The organism is Sphingomonas profundi, assembly GCF_009739515.1.
Taxonomy (GTDB): Bacteria; Pseudomonadota; Alphaproteobacteria; order Sphingomonadales; family Sphingomonadaceae; genus Alterirhizorhabdus; species Alterirhizorhabdus profundi.
The window spans coordinates 3,569,218-3,585,960 of record NZ_CP046535.1 but is presented as its reverse complement, the minus strand read 5'-3'; the positions used below and the strand labels follow the sequence as shown (position 1 = coordinate 3,585,960).

The 16,743-nt window shown below is 71.3% G+C and carries 20 protein-coding genes; 1 reads left to right on the top strand and 19 read right to left on the bottom strand.

Features of this window, described 5'->3' with window-relative positions:
- Positions 1-23: 23 nt before the first annotated feature.
- From GNT64_RS17090 to GNT64_RS17050, 9 genes are all read right to left on the bottom strand, one after another.
- The gene (locus GNT64_RS17090) at positions 24-530 is read right to left on the bottom strand and encodes a L,D-transpeptidase family protein (protein ID WP_156680608.1); all 507 of its coding nucleotides are present in this window, start codon (positions 528-530) and stop codon (positions 24-26) included.
- Entirely contained in the window at positions 527-1,594 is a 1,068-nt protein-coding gene (gene ribA / locus GNT64_RS17085) for a GTP cyclohydrolase II (RefSeq protein ID WP_156680607.1), read from the bottom strand. The genes GNT64_RS17090 and ribA overlap by 4 nt, the downstream gene beginning before the upstream one ends.
- 7 nt (positions 1,595-1,601) lie before the next feature.
- Positions 1,602-2,384: an exodeoxyribonuclease III gene (locus GNT64_RS17080; protein WP_156680606.1), complete on the bottom strand. Its 783-nt coding sequence runs from the start codon at positions 2,382-2,384 to the stop codon at positions 1,602-1,604.
- 486 nt (positions 2,385-2,870) lie between these two features.
- Positions 2,871-3,470, bottom strand: a complete 600-nt coding sequence (locus GNT64_RS17075) for a LolA family protein (protein ID WP_156681721.1) — start codon at positions 3,468-3,470, stop codon at positions 2,871-2,873.
- 94 nt (positions 3,471-3,564) lie between these two features.
- Positions 3,565-5,940, bottom strand: a complete 2,376-nt coding sequence (locus GNT64_RS17070) for a DNA translocase FtsK (protein WP_422396602.1) — start codon at positions 5,938-5,940, stop codon at positions 3,565-3,567.
- Positions 5,941-6,024: 84 nt separating this feature from the next.
- Positions 6,025-7,710 carry a thiamine pyrophosphate-binding protein gene (locus GNT64_RS17065; protein ID WP_156680605.1) on the bottom strand — a complete coding sequence of 562 codons (1,686 nt, stop codon included), beginning with the start codon at positions 7,708-7,710 and terminating at the stop codon, positions 6,025-6,027.
- Between the two features lie 105 nt (positions 7,711-7,815).
- Positions 7,816-8,544 carry a M48 family metallopeptidase gene (locus GNT64_RS17060; protein WP_231639069.1) on the bottom strand — a complete coding sequence of 243 codons (729 nt, stop codon included), beginning with the start codon at positions 8,542-8,544 and terminating at the stop codon, positions 7,816-7,818.
- On the bottom strand, positions 8,525-8,971 hold the full coding sequence (locus GNT64_RS17055) for a YcgN family cysteine cluster protein (protein WP_422396601.1): 447 nt from the start codon (positions 8,969-8,971) through the stop codon (positions 8,525-8,527). Before GNT64_RS17055 ends, GNT64_RS17060 begins: the two co-directional genes overlap by 20 nt.
- Complete coding sequence (locus tag GNT64_RS17050; RefSeq protein WP_231639068.1) at positions 8,968-9,564, bottom strand: SCO family protein; 597 nt, start codon at positions 9,562-9,564, stop codon at positions 8,968-8,970. The genes GNT64_RS17055 and GNT64_RS17050 overlap by 4 nt, the downstream gene beginning before the upstream one ends.
- A 103-nt stretch (positions 9,565-9,667) precedes the next feature.
- Here GNT64_RS17050 and GNT64_RS17045 point away from each other — a divergent pair, with 103 nt between their 5' ends.
- Positions 9,668-10,240, top strand: coding sequence for an ankyrin repeat domain-containing protein (locus GNT64_RS17045; protein WP_231639067.1), 573 nt, complete (start codon positions 9,668-9,670; stop codon positions 10,238-10,240).
- 7 nt (positions 10,241-10,247) lie between these two features.
- Here GNT64_RS17045 and GNT64_RS17040 read toward each other — a convergent pair whose 3' ends face one another.
- The 10 genes from GNT64_RS17040 to GNT64_RS16995 form a co-directional block, all read right to left on the bottom strand.
- Positions 10,248-10,736, bottom strand: a complete 489-nt coding sequence (locus GNT64_RS17040; protein WP_156680600.1) for an MmcB family DNA repair protein — start codon at positions 10,734-10,736, stop codon at positions 10,248-10,250.
- Between the two features lie 42 nt (positions 10,737-10,778).
- Positions 10,779-11,117, bottom strand: coding sequence for a DUF1491 family protein (locus tag GNT64_RS17035; protein ID WP_156680599.1), 339 nt, complete (start codon positions 11,115-11,117; stop codon positions 10,779-10,781).
- Positions 11,114-11,599, bottom strand: a complete 486-nt coding sequence (locus GNT64_RS17030; protein ID WP_156680598.1) for a PaaI family thioesterase — start codon at positions 11,597-11,599, stop codon at positions 11,114-11,116. Before GNT64_RS17030 ends, GNT64_RS17035 begins: the two co-directional genes overlap by 4 nt.
- A gap of 17 nt (positions 11,600-11,616) precedes the next feature.
- Entirely contained in the window at positions 11,617-12,126 is a 510-nt protein-coding gene (locus GNT64_RS17025) for a PTS sugar transporter subunit IIA (RefSeq protein WP_156680597.1), read from the bottom strand.
- 11 nt (positions 12,127-12,137) lie between these two features.
- Positions 12,138-12,704, bottom strand: coding sequence for a ribosome hibernation-promoting factor, HPF/YfiA family (hpf, locus tag GNT64_RS17020; RefSeq protein ID WP_156680596.1), 567 nt, complete (start codon positions 12,702-12,704; stop codon positions 12,138-12,140).
- A gap of 82 nt (positions 12,705-12,786) precedes the next feature.
- Positions 12,787-13,500 (bottom strand): DNA polymerase III subunit epsilon, encoded by a 714-nt coding sequence (gene dnaQ / locus GNT64_RS17015; RefSeq protein ID WP_156680595.1) that lies wholly within the window; start codon positions 13,498-13,500, stop codon positions 12,787-12,789.
- Positions 13,493-14,101 (bottom strand): dephospho-CoA kinase, encoded by a 609-nt coding sequence (gene coaE, locus GNT64_RS17010; RefSeq protein WP_156680594.1) that lies wholly within the window; start codon positions 14,099-14,101, stop codon positions 13,493-13,495. The genes dnaQ and coaE overlap by 8 nt, the downstream gene beginning before the upstream one ends.
- 13 nt (positions 14,102-14,114) lie before the next feature.
- Positions 14,115-14,963, bottom strand: a complete 849-nt coding sequence (gene aroE, locus GNT64_RS17005; protein WP_156680593.1) for a shikimate dehydrogenase — start codon at positions 14,961-14,963, stop codon at positions 14,115-14,117.
- 196 nt (positions 14,964-15,159) lie between these two features.
- Positions 15,160-15,756, bottom strand: coding sequence for a Maf family protein (locus GNT64_RS17000; protein WP_156680592.1), 597 nt, complete (start codon positions 15,754-15,756; stop codon positions 15,160-15,162).
- Positions 15,753-16,607, bottom strand: a complete 855-nt coding sequence (locus GNT64_RS16995) for a pyruvate, water dikinase regulatory protein (RefSeq protein ID WP_156681719.1) — start codon at positions 16,605-16,607, stop codon at positions 15,753-15,755. The genes GNT64_RS17000 and GNT64_RS16995 overlap by 4 nt, the downstream gene beginning before the upstream one ends.
- Positions 16,608-16,743 lie beyond the last annotated feature (136 nt).

Here is a 16,743-nt window from a genome sequence, read left to right as displayed (position 1 = left end):
TTCGCTTAAGTGTCGATCCGGGCTCAGACGACGATCCCGATCGTGTCGCCAGGCGCGAGCAGCGGCAGCAGCGCCACGAGTTCGGCCTTGTCGATCGCGACGCAGCCTTCGGTCGCGCCGCCCTCGTTCCAGCAGTGGAGGACGATGGCGCTGCCCAGCCCCGCGACCGGCGGCGCATGATTGTGGCCGAGCACGACGATGACGTCGTAGAGGCCGTCCGCGCGCCACAGCCGCTCAGCCGAGAAAGGATGCGGGTGGCGGACGGGGCGATTGTAGGCGGGATCGGCCACGTCGTCCGACCAGCCGTCGTCCGGCCGCAGCCAGCGCCACGGCAGATTGCTGCGCCCATGCTGCACCCGATCGGGCCGCAGCATAATGCCGAGCAGAGGCCAGTGGCCGAGCGGTGTCGCCCCGTCTCCCTCGCGCTTCGCCGCTGCGGGGGTGACGCCGCCGCGCCCGATCGCGCAGGGGATGGCGCGGCCGAACGCGTGCATCCTGCCCGCCCCCGCCTCCACCCGCAGCAAGGTCACAGCATGTGCCCGGTACGGTCGCGCTTGGTGGCGAGATAGGCGTGGTTGTGCGGGTTGGCACCGGCCGCATGCGGCACCCGCCGCGCCACCGCGATGCCGGCCGCCTCTAGCGCGGCCACCTTGGCGGGATTGTTCGTCATCAGATCGATGCGATCCTGCCCCAGCAGGCGCAGCATCGCCGCCGCCGCGCCGAAATCGCGCGCGTCGATGGCGAAGCCCAGCCGCACATTGGCGTCCACCGTGTCGAAACCCTGATCCTGCAGCGCATAGGCGCGCAGCTTGTTGACCAGGCCGATGCCGCGCCCCTCCTGCCGCAGATACAGCAGGATGCCCCAGCCGCTCGCGGCGATCGCGGCCAGCGCCGCATCCAGCTGCGGCCCGCAATCGCATTTGAGGCTGCCGAGCGCGTCCCCGGTCAGGCATTCGCTGTGCAGCCGCACCAGCGGCGGCCGGCCGTCCGGCTGACCGATCAGCAGCGCGACATGCTCGGCGGCATCGTCCGGATTGCGGAAGGCGACAATCTCGCACGCGTCCGCCGCCGCGATCGGCAGGCGCGCGCGCGATGCGATGGCCAGGCGGGCGGGCGCGTCGTGCAGCGCGATCGCGGCGGCCGCCACCTCCACCTCCACCGCGCCGTCGCCGACGAAGAAGGCGGGCAGCAGCCCCGCCAGCCGGGCCAGGCGCAGCGCCGCCGCCGCCGCCAGCGGCGCCGCCACCGGCTCGCTGCGCCACGGCCCGGACAGCGGCCGGACGAGATCGAGCGCGGGATCGGCCAGCGCCACGGCGGCCGGCAGATCCAGCCAGGGCACGCGGGCGACCTGCACCGCGCCCGCCCCTTCCTCGGCTGCCGCCGCCGGCAGCTGGTTGGTCAAATGCAGGGTGGCGGCGCGCCCGGCCGAGAGCAGGACGGCGGCCCGCCGATCCGGATCGAAGGCGGCGAGGCGCCCGTCGTCAGCGCCCTCGATCGCCAGGATCGCGACGCGCCCGTCGTCCGCCGAGACACCGACCGCCCAGCCGCGGCGCAGCGCGTCGATCGCGCGCGCGGCGGCGCGGTCCGCCGTCACCGCCGCCTCACAGCGCGAACTCGGTGATCAGCGGCACGTGGTCGGACGGCTTCAGCCAGCTGCGGCACGGCTCCAGCACGCGGTGCGCGGTCGCCGTGGCGGCGACGTCGGCGGTGGCCCACATGTGATCGAGCCGACGGCCGCGATCATTGGCCGTCCAGTCCTTCGATCGGTAGCTCCACCACGTGAAGTTCCGCTGCGGCGCCGGGATGAAGCGGCGGCCGAGATCGACCCAGTCGTGGCTCGCCTGCAGGCGGCCCAGCGCCTCCACCTCGATCGGCGTGTGGCTGACGACGTCGATCAGCTGGCGGTGGCTCCACACGTCGCACTCCAGCGGCGCGATGTTGAAGTCGCCGACGATCAGGGTCGGCTCGCGCAGATCCTCCGACCAGCGCGTCATCCGCTCGACGAAATCCAGCTTCTGGCCGAACTTCGGGTTCAGCGTGCGATCCGGTATGTCGCCGCCGGCGGGCACGTAGACATTCTCCAGCCGGATGCCGTTCGGCAGGCGGGCGCCGATGTGGCGCGCCTCGCCATTGTCCTGCCAGTCGTGCCGCAGGTCCTCGATCAGCGGCAGCCGGCTGAGGATGGCCACGCCGTGGTGCATCCGCTGCCCGTTCAGCAGGCGATGCAGGTAGCCCAGCCGCTGAAACATCTCGGCCGGGAAGATATCGTCCACCACCTTGGTTTCCTGCAGGCACAGGATGTCCGGCTGCTCCTCGCGCAGCAGCCGCTCGACGATGTCGAGGCGGGCGCGTACCGAGTTGATGTTCCAGGAGACGATCTTCATGGCCGGCGATGTAGCGACGCGTCGCCGCCGGGGCCAGACCTTCGAAAAAGGAATGGCCCCCGCTCCGGGGGCATGGAGCGAGGGCCGACCTGGCGTTCGTCACGCGAGGCGGGACGCGGGGTGATCGAGCCGGGCAACAGGGGGGAATCCCGGCGCGGTCCCCGCGACCGCTTGAGGCTTTCTAGGCGATCCAACCTGTCGCCCGCATGAATGGGGCTGGACAGGGTGACGGTCGTCGCTCACGATGCACGGCCGGACGTGGAGGATACGCCGACGCGGTGGCTTTCGCCCGCACCCCGGCGGCCTCCACGACAGGATCGAAGATCAGCCCCGCGCCAAGCGGGCGAATCGAGGAGAGTTACGTGCAGCCGCCCGCCCGAGAAAGCCGTTTCTGCCCGCATCTGACGATGGTCGCGCTCGTCACGCCGACCGTGTGGATCGCGCTGCTCTATCTGCTGATGCGCTGACTGCCGGGCCTGCGCGGCATTATCTCCGCGGCCCCTGCTGGCGCGGATCGGTCCAGCGGAAGGCGCGGTCCTCCACCGGCACGTTGAAGCGCTGGCCCGAGAGCTGGATCGTCGAGCGGTTGCCCTGCGCGTCGAGCACACTCCACCCGCGCAGCATCAGCCCCGCCGGTGCGCCGGCCACGCGGGCGAAGGCGATCGTGATCGTGCCATATTCCGGATGTTTGGGATCCCTGGCCTCCACCAGCACCACGCGCGGATCGGTGGTCGGCAGCGCGCGGGCGAAGCGGGTGAGATCGCGCGAGGGATCGAGCAGGATGCCCAGCGGCGAATTGCCGATCGGCCAGCGCGAGACCTGCTTCACCGAATAATCGATCATCCACAGCGCCTTGCCGTCCCCCACCACCAGCAGGGGCACCCCCGCCTGATACTGGAAGCGGATACGGCCCGGCCGCTTCAGCGTGAGCGTGCCGGTGAGCGACTTGCCGTTACGATCCGTCTGGGTGAAGGCCGCCGTCATCGTATCGACGGCGCGCAGATGGGCCGAGACGTCCGCCAGCGGCGAAGGTGCGGGCTGGGCGGAAACGACGGCAGGAATGGCGAGTGCCGCGACAAGCAGCATGGGGCGGAAGGTCAAAGGTCTGTCTCCGGCAAGTCGGGCTTGCGGCGCTAGAGGGCCGCGATTGAATTGCCGCTGAACCCGGCCCGGCTCTCCATCAGCTCCAGAAGCCCGCCAGATCGGCCGGATCGAACAGCACCTCGCGGCGGCCGACATGATCGGGGGTGGAGATGATGCCCTCCTTCTCCATGCGCTCGATCAGGCGGGCGGCGCTGTTGTAGCCGACGCGCAGCTGGCGCTGGAGCCAGCTGGTCGATGCCTTGCGGTTCTCCACCACCAGCTGCACCGCGCGGCGATAGGTCTGCGTCTCGGGATCGTCCGGGCCGGTGGGTGCGCCCTCTATCTCGTAGCCGCCCTCCAGCGGCTCCTCGGTGACGGCGGAGATATAGTCGGGCGTGCCCTGCCCGCGCCAGTGATCGGCGATGGCGCGCACCTCGTCGTCCGACACGAACGGCCCGTGGACGCGGGCGATCTGCTTGCCGCCGGGCATGTAGAGCATGTCGCCCTTACCCAGCAGCTGCTCGGCCCCCTGCTCGCCCAGGATGGTGCGCGAATCGATCTTGCTGGTCACGGCGAAGCTGATCCGCGTCGGCAGGTTGGCCTTGATCACGCCGGTGATGACGTCGACCGACGGGCGCTGCGTCGCCATGATCAGGTGGATGCCGGCGGCGCGCGCCTTCTGCGCCAGGCGCTGGATCAGGAACTCCACCTCCTTGCCCGCCGTCATCATCAGGTCGGCCAGCTCGTCCACGATCACCACGATCTGCGGCAGCGGCTCGAACTCCAGCGTCTCCTCCTCGTAGATCGGCTGGCCGGTCTCGCCGTCATAGCCGGTCTGCACGCGGCGGGTGATCGGCTTGCCCTTGGCCTTGGCGGCGCGCACCGCATCGTTGAAGCCGCCCAGGCCGCGCACGCCGATCGAGGCCATCATGCGGTAGCGGTCCTCCATCTGCTCGACCGCCCATTTCAGCGCGCGGATCGCCTTCGGCGGCTCGGTGACGACGGGCGAGAGGAGATGCGGGATCCCGTCGTAGACGGAGAGTTCGAGCATCTTGGGATCGATCATGATCATGCGGCACTGATCGGGCGTCAGCCGGTAGAGCAAGGACACGATCATGGTGTTGAGGCCGACCGACTTGCCCGATCCGGTGGTGCCGGCGATCAGCAGGTGCGGCATCGGCGCCAGATCGGTGATGACGGGATCGCCGGCGATGTTCTTGCCGAGGATGATCGGCAGCTGGCCGGTCGAGGTCTCGAACCCCTCGCTGTCCACCAGCTCGCGCAGCAGCACGGATTCGCGCTTCTGGTTAGGCAGCTCGATGCCGATCACGCTGCGGCCGGGGATCGTCGCCACGCGGGCGGACAGGGCGGACATGTTGCGGGCGATATCGTCCGCCAGGCTGATCACGCGGCTGGCCTTGATGCCGGACGCGGGCTCCAGCTCGTACATCGTCACCACCGGGCCGGGCCGGATCTCGGTGATGCGGCCCTTCACGTGGAAGTCGTCGAGCACCGTCTCCAGCAGGCGGGCGTTGCGCTCCAGCGAGGCGCGGTCGATCGCCGTACCGTTGCTCGGCGGCGGCGCGGCCAGCAGTTCGATCGGCGGCAGCGCAAAGGTGTCGAGCGCCAGCTTGGCCTGCGCCTCGCGCTTGCGCGGTTCCTGCGCCGGGCGGGCGACGGGTTCGCGGATGGTCGGCGGCTCGGCGGCGGTCGCCTCCGGCTCCACCACCGGGCGCGGCAGCGGCCTGGCCGCCTTCTCGCGCACCACCGGCGGGGTGGCGGGATCGGCCGGGAAGGTGGCCGGCGCGATCGTCACCCGCGGCGTGCGGGCGAAGCGATCGCGCTTGAGCAGCCAGCCGCGCTCCGCCGCATCTAGGCCGAGACCCCAGGCGCCGAGCGCGAGGCCACCGAGTCCGAACAGCAGGATCGCGGCGATGCGCAGGCCCGCCTGCACGGGCGCCGCCGGCGCGAGACCGATCAGCGCATCCAGCCCGCCGGCGCCGGCCAGGCCGATGCCGCCGCCCCACCCGCCCGGCAGCCCCGCCACCGATCCGCCGCGCAGCAGCGCCAGCGCGACGTCGAACAGCATGACGGCGACGGCGGCGATGCCCAGCGAACGCCGCCAGTTGCCGGCCGGCGCGCCGCGCCACAGCCGCAGGCCGATCAGCAGCAGCAGCGGCAGCAGCAGCGCGGCCGGCGGGCCGAGCAGGCTCAGCAGCAGATCGGCGGCGGTGGCGCCCGGCAGGCCGAGCAGGTTGTGCGCCGGCCCGGCGGCGGCGGTGTTCAGCGAGGGATCGGTGGTGCGATAGCTGGCGAGCGCGAGGGCGAGTGCGGCGACCAGCGCCAGCAGCGCCGCGCCGCCAGCCAGCGCGCCGCTGCGCACGGCCGCCTTGCGCACTGCGGCAGCGGCGCGCGGCCGCGTTAGCGGCTCCCGCGCGGCAGGCCGCCCCATCGCCACGTCATGCACCGCCATGCCCCGTCCCCCGGCACCATTCGCGGAATGTTCCGCGCGGCGACAATGCCGCTGCCGCAAAGGAGGGTCAAGCGGGCGGCCGGCTCACGCGCCCAGCACCAGCTCCTTCAGCTTGCCGATGCCGAACTTCACCGCCTTGGCCGGTGTGATGTGCGGCATCGTCGGCAGCTCCGCGGGATCGACGAACACATCGAGGATCGCGGGGCCGGGGCTGGCGAGCAGGCCGGCGATGGCGCCGGCAAGCTCGTCCGGCCGGCGGGCGGTGAAGCCCTCCACGCCGCAGGCGCGGGCGAAGGCGGCGAAATCGAGGTTGGGGAATTTCGTGCCGGCGGCGGCCGGCATGCCTGCCTCCTCCATCTCCAGATGCACCAGCCCCCAGCCGCTGTTGTTGTAGACGACCACCTTCACCGGCAGCTTGTGCTCCACCGCCGTCATGAACTCGCCGAGCAGCATGGTGAAGCCGCCGTCGCCGCAGGCCGCGATCACCTGCCGCCGCTTGTCCAGCGCCGACACGCCGTTCGCCTGGCCCAGCGCGGTGCCGACCGCCGCGTTGTTGAACGAGGCGAGGATGCGCTGCTGGCCGGTCTGCCGCAGCCAGTTGGCCGACCACAGGGTGACTTCCCCGGTATCGATCACGAAGATCGCGTCGCGCGCGGCCATGTCGCCCAGCATCCGGCCGAGCGCCGGCGGGTGGATCAGGTCGGCGCTGCGCGCGGGATCGGCCCGCTTGTCCAGCATGGCATCCCAGTCGTGCCGCGCCTTCGTCACCTTGTCGAAGAAGGCGGTGTCGGTCTTCTGCTGCACCAGCGGGATCAGCGCCTCCAGCGCCGGGCCGACCGAGCCGACCACGCCCAGCTTCGCCGCCGCCCGCCGGCCGAGCACGAAGGCGCGCTCGTCGATCTGGATCACCTTGCCGTCCTGCGGCAGGAACTCGGCATAGGGATAGTCCGATCCCAGCATCAGCACGAGATCGGCGTCGCGCAGCGCATCCACGCCCGGCGCGCCGCCGATCAGGCCCACGCCGCCGATCCAGCGCGGATGATCGTAGGCCGCCAGATCCTTGGCGCGGAAGGTGTGGGCGATCGGCGCCTGGATCTTGTTCGCCAGCGCGATCGCCTCGCTGATGGCGTGGCGGCATCCCTCGCCGGCGAAGATCGCGACGCTGCCGGCCTGATCGATCGCCTGGGCGATCGCGGCGATGTCGGCGCGGTCCGGCAGCACCGGCGGGCGCGGGCGCAGGGTGGGCATGCTCGCCACATCCTCCGGCATCTTGGCGGCGAGCACCTCCGGCGGCAGGTTCAGGTGGGCGACGCCGCGCTTGCCATAGGCTTCGGCGATCGCCTGGCGGAACACCGGCGCGGCCTGCTCCGCCGCCACCACCGTCTGCGTGTAGACGGCGACGTCGCGGAACAGCAGGTCGGGCGTATCCTCCTGCAGATAGTCGGTGCCCCGCTGTTCGGCCGGCACGCCGCCCGAAATCGCGAGCACGGGCGCATGATCCTTGCGCGCCTCGTACAGCCCGGCGACGAGGTGGTTGCCACCAGGCCCCGTGGTGCCGCAGCACACGCCGAGCTTGCCGGTGAGCTTCGCCTGGCCGGCCGCCGCCAGCGCCGCGCCCTCCTCGTGCCGCACGCCGACCCACTCGATGGCATCCTGCCGGCGGATCGCGTCGGTAAGCGGGTTCAGCGCATCGCCGACGACGCCGAAGATCTGGCGGACGCCGAGATCGGCGAGGGTGGCGACGAGGGCGTCGGCGACGGTGCGGGCCATGATGAGGTCTCGTGCTGCGGGTGGAACGGCGGTTCAAACCGTCGAGGCCGGAGCCGCGTTCCGTGCGGGGCGGCACCGGGCAGTGACGCGCGCAAGGTCCCGCGCTTAGGCCTCCTGGCGCCCGATCCAGTAGAGCGCGGCGCCATGGCGGCGCAGCCACACGCGCTCCGCCGCCGGATCGCGGCCGAGCAGCGCCGCCACCGCCGCGTGGAAGGCCGGGCTGTGGTCCATGTGCAGGCGATGCGCCACCTCATGCGCCACGGTCGCCTCGCGCACCGCGACCGGCGCGAGGATCAGGCGCCAGCTGTAGCGGATGTCGCCGGCGGACGAGCAGCTGCCCCAGCGCGCACGCGGATCGCCGACCGCGACGCGGCCGATGGACACGCCGGCGCGCAGGCCGAAGGCGCGGGTTTCCGCCTCCAGCCGCGCCAGCGCCTCCCGCCTCAGCCAGCGCAGCACGCGCGGCGCCAGCGACTCGGCCGGGCCGCCGAGCACCAGCGCCTCGGCCTCCCGCCGCACGATCCGCGAACCGCCCTCGCGCCACAGGATGCGCAGCAGGCCGCCCTCGAACGGGATGGTGCCGCCGGGCACGATCGCGTGCGGCGCGGGCAGGGTGGCGAGCGTCGCCTCGATCCAGCCGCGCTTGCCCTCCACCCAAGCCAGCGCCGGCTTCAGCGCCGCGCGCTGCGGCAAGGTGAGCCGCACCGTGCCGTCGCGCGGATCGACCGAGAGGCGCATCCGCCGCGCCTGCGGCCGCCGCACCACGGTGAGCGCGCGCGTAAGGCCGCCGCCGGAGAAGGCCGGCGTGCGCGGCTCAGAGGATCCTATCGACAATATGGTTCTCGAAGTCGCCGACATCCTCCTCGGACACCGTCCAGCCGCGCACCGACTCACCGGCACGGTGCACCGCCTCACGATCGCCGCTCACCAGATGGTGCCAATCGGGCAGGGGCCGGCCCTCGTCGATCAGGCGGTAGGCGCAGGTGGTGGGCAGCCATTCCAGCTGGCGCAGCTTGGCCGGCGTCAGCCGCACGCACTCGGGCACGAAGGCGTGGCGCCGGCGATAGTCGCTGCACTGGCCGGTGCGGCGATCGAGCAGCTTGCAGGCGATGTTGGTGGGGTAGAGCTCGCCGGTCTCGTCGTCTTCCAGCTTGTGGATGCAGCATTTGCCGCAGCCGTCGCACAGCGACTCCCACTCGGCACGGGTCATCCGGTGGAGCGGTGTCGTCTCCCAGAAGCGGCTCTGCGGCGTTTCGGTCATCTCACCCATTTCGCCAGCTCGGCGGCGGCCGCCTCCGGCCCGTCATCCTGCGGGATCAGCGCCAGCGGCTCGCCCTGCGGGCCGAACAGCACCGCTTGGCGCGCATGATCCATCAGGTAGGAAGCGGTGCCCGGGGTTTCCACCTTCTTGTAGTAGACGGCATATTCCTTCGCCACCGCGGCGATCTGCGCGGGCGTGCCGGTGAGGCCGATCAGGCGCGGGTGGAAGGCGGCGACCCACGCCTTCAGCACCGCCGGCGTATCCCGTTCCGGATCGACGGTGACGAAGATCGGCTGCACCCTGGCGGCGCGGGCGGCATCCTGCGCCTCGAACCGGGTCAGGCCCTTCATCAGCGTCTGCAGGTCTGTCGGGCAGACGTCCGGACAGAAGGTGTAGCCGAAGTAGACGAGCCGGTAGCGCCCGGCGAACTGGCGATCGGATACGGCCCGGCCGTCCTGATCGATCAGCGAGAACGGCCCGCCGATGCGCGCGCCGGCCAGCGGCGGATCGGCCGCGCGCTGCTGGCAGCCGGCGAGCCCGCAGGATGCGAGGAGGGCGGCGAGGAGGAGGGCGGGCAGGCGGGGCTTGTTCATGGCACCGCCAGCCATGCTAGGCTATGCGCGGCCAGGCAAGGGCACGGACCGGGCAAGGGCAGGGAAGCGGACGAATATGCGGCAGGCAAGGCTGGGTTTGGCGATGATGCTGGCGATCGGATTGGCCGCCGGCCCGGCGACGGCGCAGTTTTCCGACAGCTACAAGTTCCTCAAGGCGGTGCGCGATCGCGACGGCGCGAAGGTGACGGAGGTAATCGACCAGCCGGGCTCCACCCTGGTCAACGTGCGCGGCGACGATGGCGACGCGGCGCTGCACATCGTGACGAAGCGGCGCGACGCGACGTGGCTCGCTTTCCTGCTCGCCAAGGGGGCCAAGCCCGACGTGCGCGACACGCAGGGCAACACGCCGCTGGGCCTCGCCGCGCAGATCGGCTTCAGCGAGGGCGCCGCGCTGCTGATCGATCGCGGCGCCGGCGTGAACGCGACGAACAACCAGGGCGAGACGCCGCTGATCCTGTCGGTGCAGGCGCGCGACCTGGCGACGGTGCGGTTGCTGCTCGCCTCCGGCGCGAACCCGGCGCTCACCGATCGGGTCGCCGGCCTCAGCGCGCGCGACTATGCCGCGCGCGATCGCCGCTCCGCCGCCATCCTGAAGCTGATCGACGACACGAAGCCGGCCAAGCCGAAGGGCCCGGTGGCCGGGCCGAGGCTGTAGCTTCCGCTCAGTCCATCCCCGCCAGGCCGGGGTCGAGGTCGCCGAGCAGGCGGCGGGCGGCGCGGCGGGCGAAGCGCAAGGTCTCCGCCTTGCGGCGGGCGCCGGCGAGCGGACGGTGGGCGGCCTCGCGCAGAGTCGCGGCGTCGTAGCGGTCGGCCACCAGCAGGCCGGCGATCTCCGGCCGGAACGCCTCCTCCGCAAAGGGCGACAGATCGAAGCCGGCGGGCACGGCCCAGAAGAAGCGATCGCAATAATCGAGATAGTCGGGCCACTTGGCATCGCCGCGCAGATCGGCGCGCGAGACCTTGATCTCGACGATCGTCAGGCAGCCCTTCGCGTCGATCGCCATCAGGTCGGCGCGGCGGCCGTTGGGCAGCGGCACCTCGCACAGGGCGAACAGATCCTGGCGGAAGAACAGCCGGCAGACGCCGCGCGCCACATCGCGCGCGACCATCGGCGCATCGTCGAAGCAGGGCGATTCGGGGGCGGTGGCCATGCGCCTGCATAGAACAGGCCGGGAACAGTGGAAAGCGGCCGATCAGGCGCCGATCAGCCGATCGGCGATGTCGCGCGCCTGCGGATGATCGAGCTCGACCGCCCAGAGATCCGGGTCCGATTGCCGGCGCCGCGCCAGATAGTCGGAGAAAGCGAGCGGATCGGCGAGGTCGGCGGGGCCGGCCGCGCTCCAGCGGTAGATGTCGTCCATGCCGAGCGTGCGCTCGACCAGCGCCGTCGCTCGGCCGCGATCGGCGAGCGCGAGCAGGATGCCGCCCGAGGTCGCATCGCCCTTCGCCAGCACCATTGCGCCGCCGCCGGCCGCCTCGATCGCCCGCACCAGCGCGGAGACGAGCAGGCCCGACGCGGGCCGCGGCGTCACGCCGTGCCGCCGGGCGGTGCGGCGTAGCCGGGCAGGGTGGCGAGCGGGATGCGACTGCGCATGAAGGTGCCGGTGCCGCGCGCCACCTCCTCCCCCGCCTCGTCCAGCAGGCGCGCGTCCGCCACCAGCACGCGGCGGCGGCCGCTGATCCAGCGGCCTTCGGCCACCACCTCGCCGGATTTCAGCGGGCGGGTGAGCAGCAGGTTGAAGGCGGTGGTGAGCAGGAAGCGATCGGAGACGAGGCTGTTCGCCGCATAGAAGGCGGCATCGTCGAGCATCTTGAAGTAGGTCGTGCCGTGCGCCGCGCCGGCCGCGTGATGCACCGCGGCGTCCACGCGGAAGCGGATGCGGGCCACACCCTCCTCGACGATCTCCAGCCTGGATGGGAAAAAGAGATTGATCGGAGCCGCGCGATAGAGCGATTCGAGCGCCCGGAAATGCGCCTCCGCGCCGGACGGCGGCTCGGCGGCGTCAGCGGCCACCGTCGGGCGCCGCACGGTCAGGCGGCATTGCGCGATTCGCCGCTGGCGAACAGGGCGTAGAGCGCATCCTCGGTGCCCGCGCCGCGCAGCTTGGCGACGAACGCCCGATCGCGCATCCGCCGGCTGACGCGCGCCAGCGCCTTCAGATGCTCCACGCCGGCATCGGGCGGCGATAGCAGGAGGAAGACGAGATCGACCGGCATGTCGTCGATGGCGTTGAAGTCGATCGGCGTGGCCAGCCGGGCGAACACGCCGATCACCCGCTCCAGCCCGTCGATCTTGCCGTGCGGAATGGCGACGCCGCCGCCGAAGCCGGTCGAGCCCAGCCGCTCGCGATCGGCGAGCCGCTCCACCACCAGCTTCGGATCCAGCGGCACAGCCTTGGCGGCGATGGCGGCGAGCTGCTGGAACAGCGCCTTCTTGTTCGGCACCGCCAGCGCGGAGACGATCGCCGCCGGCGCCAGCAGGTCGCTCAGATCGTCGAGCGAGCGGCTGACCGGCTCGGCTTGGGCGGCGTCGTCTTCCACGGTGGCTGTCCTCAGGCGGCGCGCTGGGGTTCGACCCAGCCGATCGTCCCGTCGTTGCGGCGGTAGACCATGTTATAGGCGCCGGTGCCGCTGTTGCGGAACAACAGCGCTCCGGTGTTGCGCAGATCGAGCATCATCACCGCATCGGACACGCTGGCCTCCGGCACGTCGACCCGCGTCTCGGCGATGATGACGGGATTGTCCTCCGCCTCGTCCTCGGGCGGCGCATCGAACACGGTGTAGCCGGCGTCCGCCTCGATCTCGACGACGCCGTTGCCGGCGTGGCGATCCTTTAGGCGGCGCATGTAGCGGCGCAGCTGCGTCTCGATCCGGTCCGCCGCCCGATCGAAGGCGGGGTGCGCCTCGTTCGCCTGGCCGCTGCCCTTCAGGATCACGCCCTGCATCACGTGGGCCACGATATCGCACACGAAACTGGCGTGCGGGCCGGGGCTGAAGGTGACGTGGGCGGAGATGCTGCGCGAAAAGAACTTCTCCGCCAGCGCCTGCATCCGTTCGTCGACATGCTGTCGAAGGGCATCGCCGGTATCGACGTGATGACCAGAGACACGGATTTCCATGGGCTTCTCCTGCGTAACGAAACGATGTTCCGCCGCACCCGCCTGACGGGCGGGGCGGCCTTAGGCCCGGGTATGTGCCCGGTCAACCGGGCGTCGAAGCCTCCCCCCAAAGCGGGTTTGCGAGACATGAGACAAAGGCCGAGTGGCGGCTAAGTTCCTCCGCCGATGCCGCGTGCGGCCGCGGCGGGCGGATGATGAGGGCAGGGCGTGCCGCCGTTGCGGCGGCGGCATGGGACGCGGCGACGCTCGGCATAAGGGGTTCGGCGCGCAGCGAGAGGCCGATCTGGCGCCCGCCGGTCAGCTCGACATAAAGCTGGGCGAGCAGCTGGGCATCCAGCAGCGCACCATGCTTGACCCGGTGGCTGCGATCGATCCCGTAGCGGGTGCAGAGCGCATCGAGGCTGTGCTTGGCGCCGGGGTGGCGCGATCGGGCGATCGCCAGCGTGTCCACCATCCGCGTCATGCAGATCACGCCGTGGCCGGCGAGGCCGAGCTCGTGGTTGAGGAAGCCGAAATCAAAGGCGGCATTGTGCGCGACGAGGCTGCACTCGCCGAGAAAGGCGATCAGCTCGCCCACCGAATCGCAGAAGGCCGGCTTGTCGGCGAGGAAGCGGGAGGAGAGGCCGTGGACCGCCTCCGCTTCCGGCGGCATGGGCCGCGCGGGGTTGAAATAGCCGTGGAAGGTGCGGCCCGTCTCCACCTTGTTGACCAGCTCGACACAGCCGATCTCGACCAGTCGATGGCCGTCCAGCGGGCTGAGGCCAGTCGTTTCGGTATCGAAGACTATCTCACGCATCACCCTCATATCGACCCGGCGTCCGGCTTAGGCAAGCGACGAGGTGGCGCACCCGGGCGCGCGTCGTCGCCATGCCGCGCCCCGTCGGGATTACGAAATCGGCGCGACGGCGCTTCTCCGCGTCGGGCGTCTGGAGGGCGAGGATGCGGGCGAGGCGCGCCTGCGTCATGCCCGGCCGGGCCAGCACGCGGCGGCGCTGCATCCACGCCGGGGCGGAGACGACGGCGATGCGATCCACGCGGCGCCAGCCGCCTTTCTCGAACAGCAGGGGGATATCCAGCACCACCAGCCGGCGGGCGCGATGCCGCCGCAGGAAGGCGCGCTGGCCGGCGGCCACCTGCGGGTGGATCAATCGTTCGAGCCGGCCGAGCGCCGCCGCGTCGCCGAACACGGCGCGGCCCAGCGCCACGCGGTCGACCCCGCCGGGGCCGGTGGTGCCGGGATGCAGCGCCTCGATCGCGGCGAGCAGGCGTCCGCCTGGCCCCTGCAGGCGATGCACCTCCGCATCGGCATCGAACACCGGCACGCCGGCTGCCCGGAACATGGCGGCGACGGTGGACTTGCCCATGCCGATCGAGCCCGTCAGGCCGAGGATCATCATCGCACGGGCACGATCAGGCGACCAGCCGCACGCGCAGCGCCGCATCATGCTCGCGCGGGGCGGCGGCGCCAAAGAAGCGGGCGAAGGCGGCGGCGGCCTGGCCGATCAGCATCTCCAGCCCGTCGATCGTGCGCAGGCCCCGCGCCCGCGCCTCCGCCAGCAGCGGCGTTTCAAGCGGCGCGTAGACGATGTCGTAGACCACCGATCCGGGCGGCACATGGCTGAAATCGAGGTGCAGCGGCGGCTGGCCGGCCATGCCAAGCGGCGTGGTGTTCACCACCAGATCGAGCAGGCCGGCGCGATCGTCGAAGGCGAAGTCGGTCGGCGCGGCGAACATTTCCAGCGCCGCCGCGTGGCCACCCGAAATGCCGAGGCTGTCGAGGAAGGCGCGCGCCTTCTCCGCCGTGCGGGCGAGAATGACGGGCTCGAACCCCTCGCCCGCCAGCGCGTGGGCGATCGCCCGGGCCGCGCCGCCCGCGCCCAGGATGCGGGCCATGCGGAACAGATGCGGGCGCAGCAGCAGCGGCCGCAGCGGTTCGAGGAAGCCGATGCCGTCGGTATTGTAGCCGGCGAGCACGCCATTCTCCGGCACGATCGTGTTCACCGCGCCGATCGTCGCGGCGTTCGGATCGATCCAGTCGCAGTGCGCCAGCACCGCCTGCTTGTGCGGCACCGTCACGTTGCAGCCGCGCCACAGCGGATCCGCCCGGCGTGCGGCGAAATAATCGTGCAGGTCGGCGGCGCGGACATGTGCCCGGCGATACGCGCCCTCGATCCCCAGCTGGTCGAGCCAGAAGCCGTGGATCAGCGGCGACTTGGAATGTGCGATCGGATCGCCGATCACCTCCGCATAGGGGATCACGGTCGCCGTTCCGGCCGACGAGATGCTTTCTCATGCGCGCAGAGACGCGGAGGCGCAGAGGCCGCGTGCCGTGCCGCAGGCACCCGTATCTCTCCGTGAAATTGATGCGGTGTTGCCGCACCCGACACATCTCCGCGCCTCCGCGTCTCTGCGCGCATCAGACAGGCGGTTCCCGCCGGGCGGACCGAGCGCGGTGTCATGCCGCCATCACCCCGCGCACGCGGCAATAGTCGAGCAGCGCCAGCAGCGGCAGGCCGAGAATGGTGAAGTGGCTGCCATCGATCCGCGCGAACAGCTGCGCCCCCAGGCCTTCCAGCCGATAGCCGCCGACGCAACCACCGATCGCCGGCCACTCCGCATCGAGGTAAGCGGCAAGGAATGCGTCGGAGAAGGGCCGCATCGTCAGCTTCGCCACGTCCACGTGGCGCCACACCGGCACGCCGCCCTCGCAGATCACGGCGGCGCTCGCCAGGCGGTGAGTGGTGCCGCGCAGGTCGCGCAGCTGCGCCTCTGCCTCATCGCGGCTGCCCGCCTTGTCCAGCAGCGCGCCCGTGGCGGTGACGACGGTGGAATCGCAGCCGAGCACCAGATCGGCCGGGTGGCGGCGCGAGAGCTTGGTCGCCTTCAGCTCCGCCAGCGCATCGGCGAGCGCGCGCGCGTCGAGACCGTCCGCCTTCAGCGCCTGCTTGGCGGCTTCCTCGTCCACGCCGGCGGCCATCGCCTCGTGCGGCACGCCGGCGACCGAGAGCATCGCCCGGCGCGCGGCGGATTGCGAGGCGAGAATCAGCCTCATGCGGCGCCGCCCGCCTCCGTGTCGCCGGCGTCCTTCTCCTGCGCGCTGCGCCGTTCGTTGACGAGGTTGATGATCGCCGCCGCCGTCTCCTCGATCGAGCGGCGCGTCACGTCGATCACCGGCCAGCCATTGTCGGAGAAGATGCGCCGCGCGAACGACAGTTCGGCCGCCACCGCCTCCTGATCGACATAGGCCGTCTCCGGGCTCTGGGCGAGCGAGAGCAGGCGGTTGCGGCGGATCTGGATCAGCCGGTCCGGGCTGGTGGTGAGGCCGACGACCAGCGGATGGCGCAGGCCGTACAGCGACGGCGGCGGCGGCGATTCCACCACCAGCGGAATGTTCGCCACCTTGTAGCCGCGATTGGCGAGGTAGATCGACGTCGGCGTCTTGGACGATCGCGAGACGCCGGCGAGCATGATGTCCGCCTCCTCCCAATCCTCCGCCGCGATGCCGTCGTCATGCGCGATCGTGTACTGGATCGCCTCCACCCGCGCGAAATAGGCCGCGTTCAGCATGTGCTGGCGCCCCGGCCGCGCCTTGGCCACCTGCCCCAGCACCGAGGACAGCGCATCGATCACCGGATCGAGCGCCGAGACCGAGGGCAGGCCCAGCGCATGGCAACGCGTCTCCAGCCGCCGCCGCACCTCCGAATTGACGAGCGTGTAGATGACGAGGCCGGGGCGGGCGGCGATCTCCAGCATCACCCGGTCGAGATGGCCTTCGGAGCGGACCATCGGCCAGAAATGCTTGATCGTCTCCACCCCGTCGAACTGGGCGAGGCCGGCCTTGGCGATATTCTCCAGCGTCTCGCCGGTGGAATCGGACATGAGGTGCAGGTGCAGGCGGATCATGCGCGCGGCGCCGCCGATCGCGCATCCGCCGTCGATCTCGGCGGCGCGGAAGCCGCGCGACGCGAAATAGGGGCTGTGGTCCATGGCGCCGCCTTAGGCACGGCTGCCTGCACGCAGATGACAGAGGCCGTTGCGG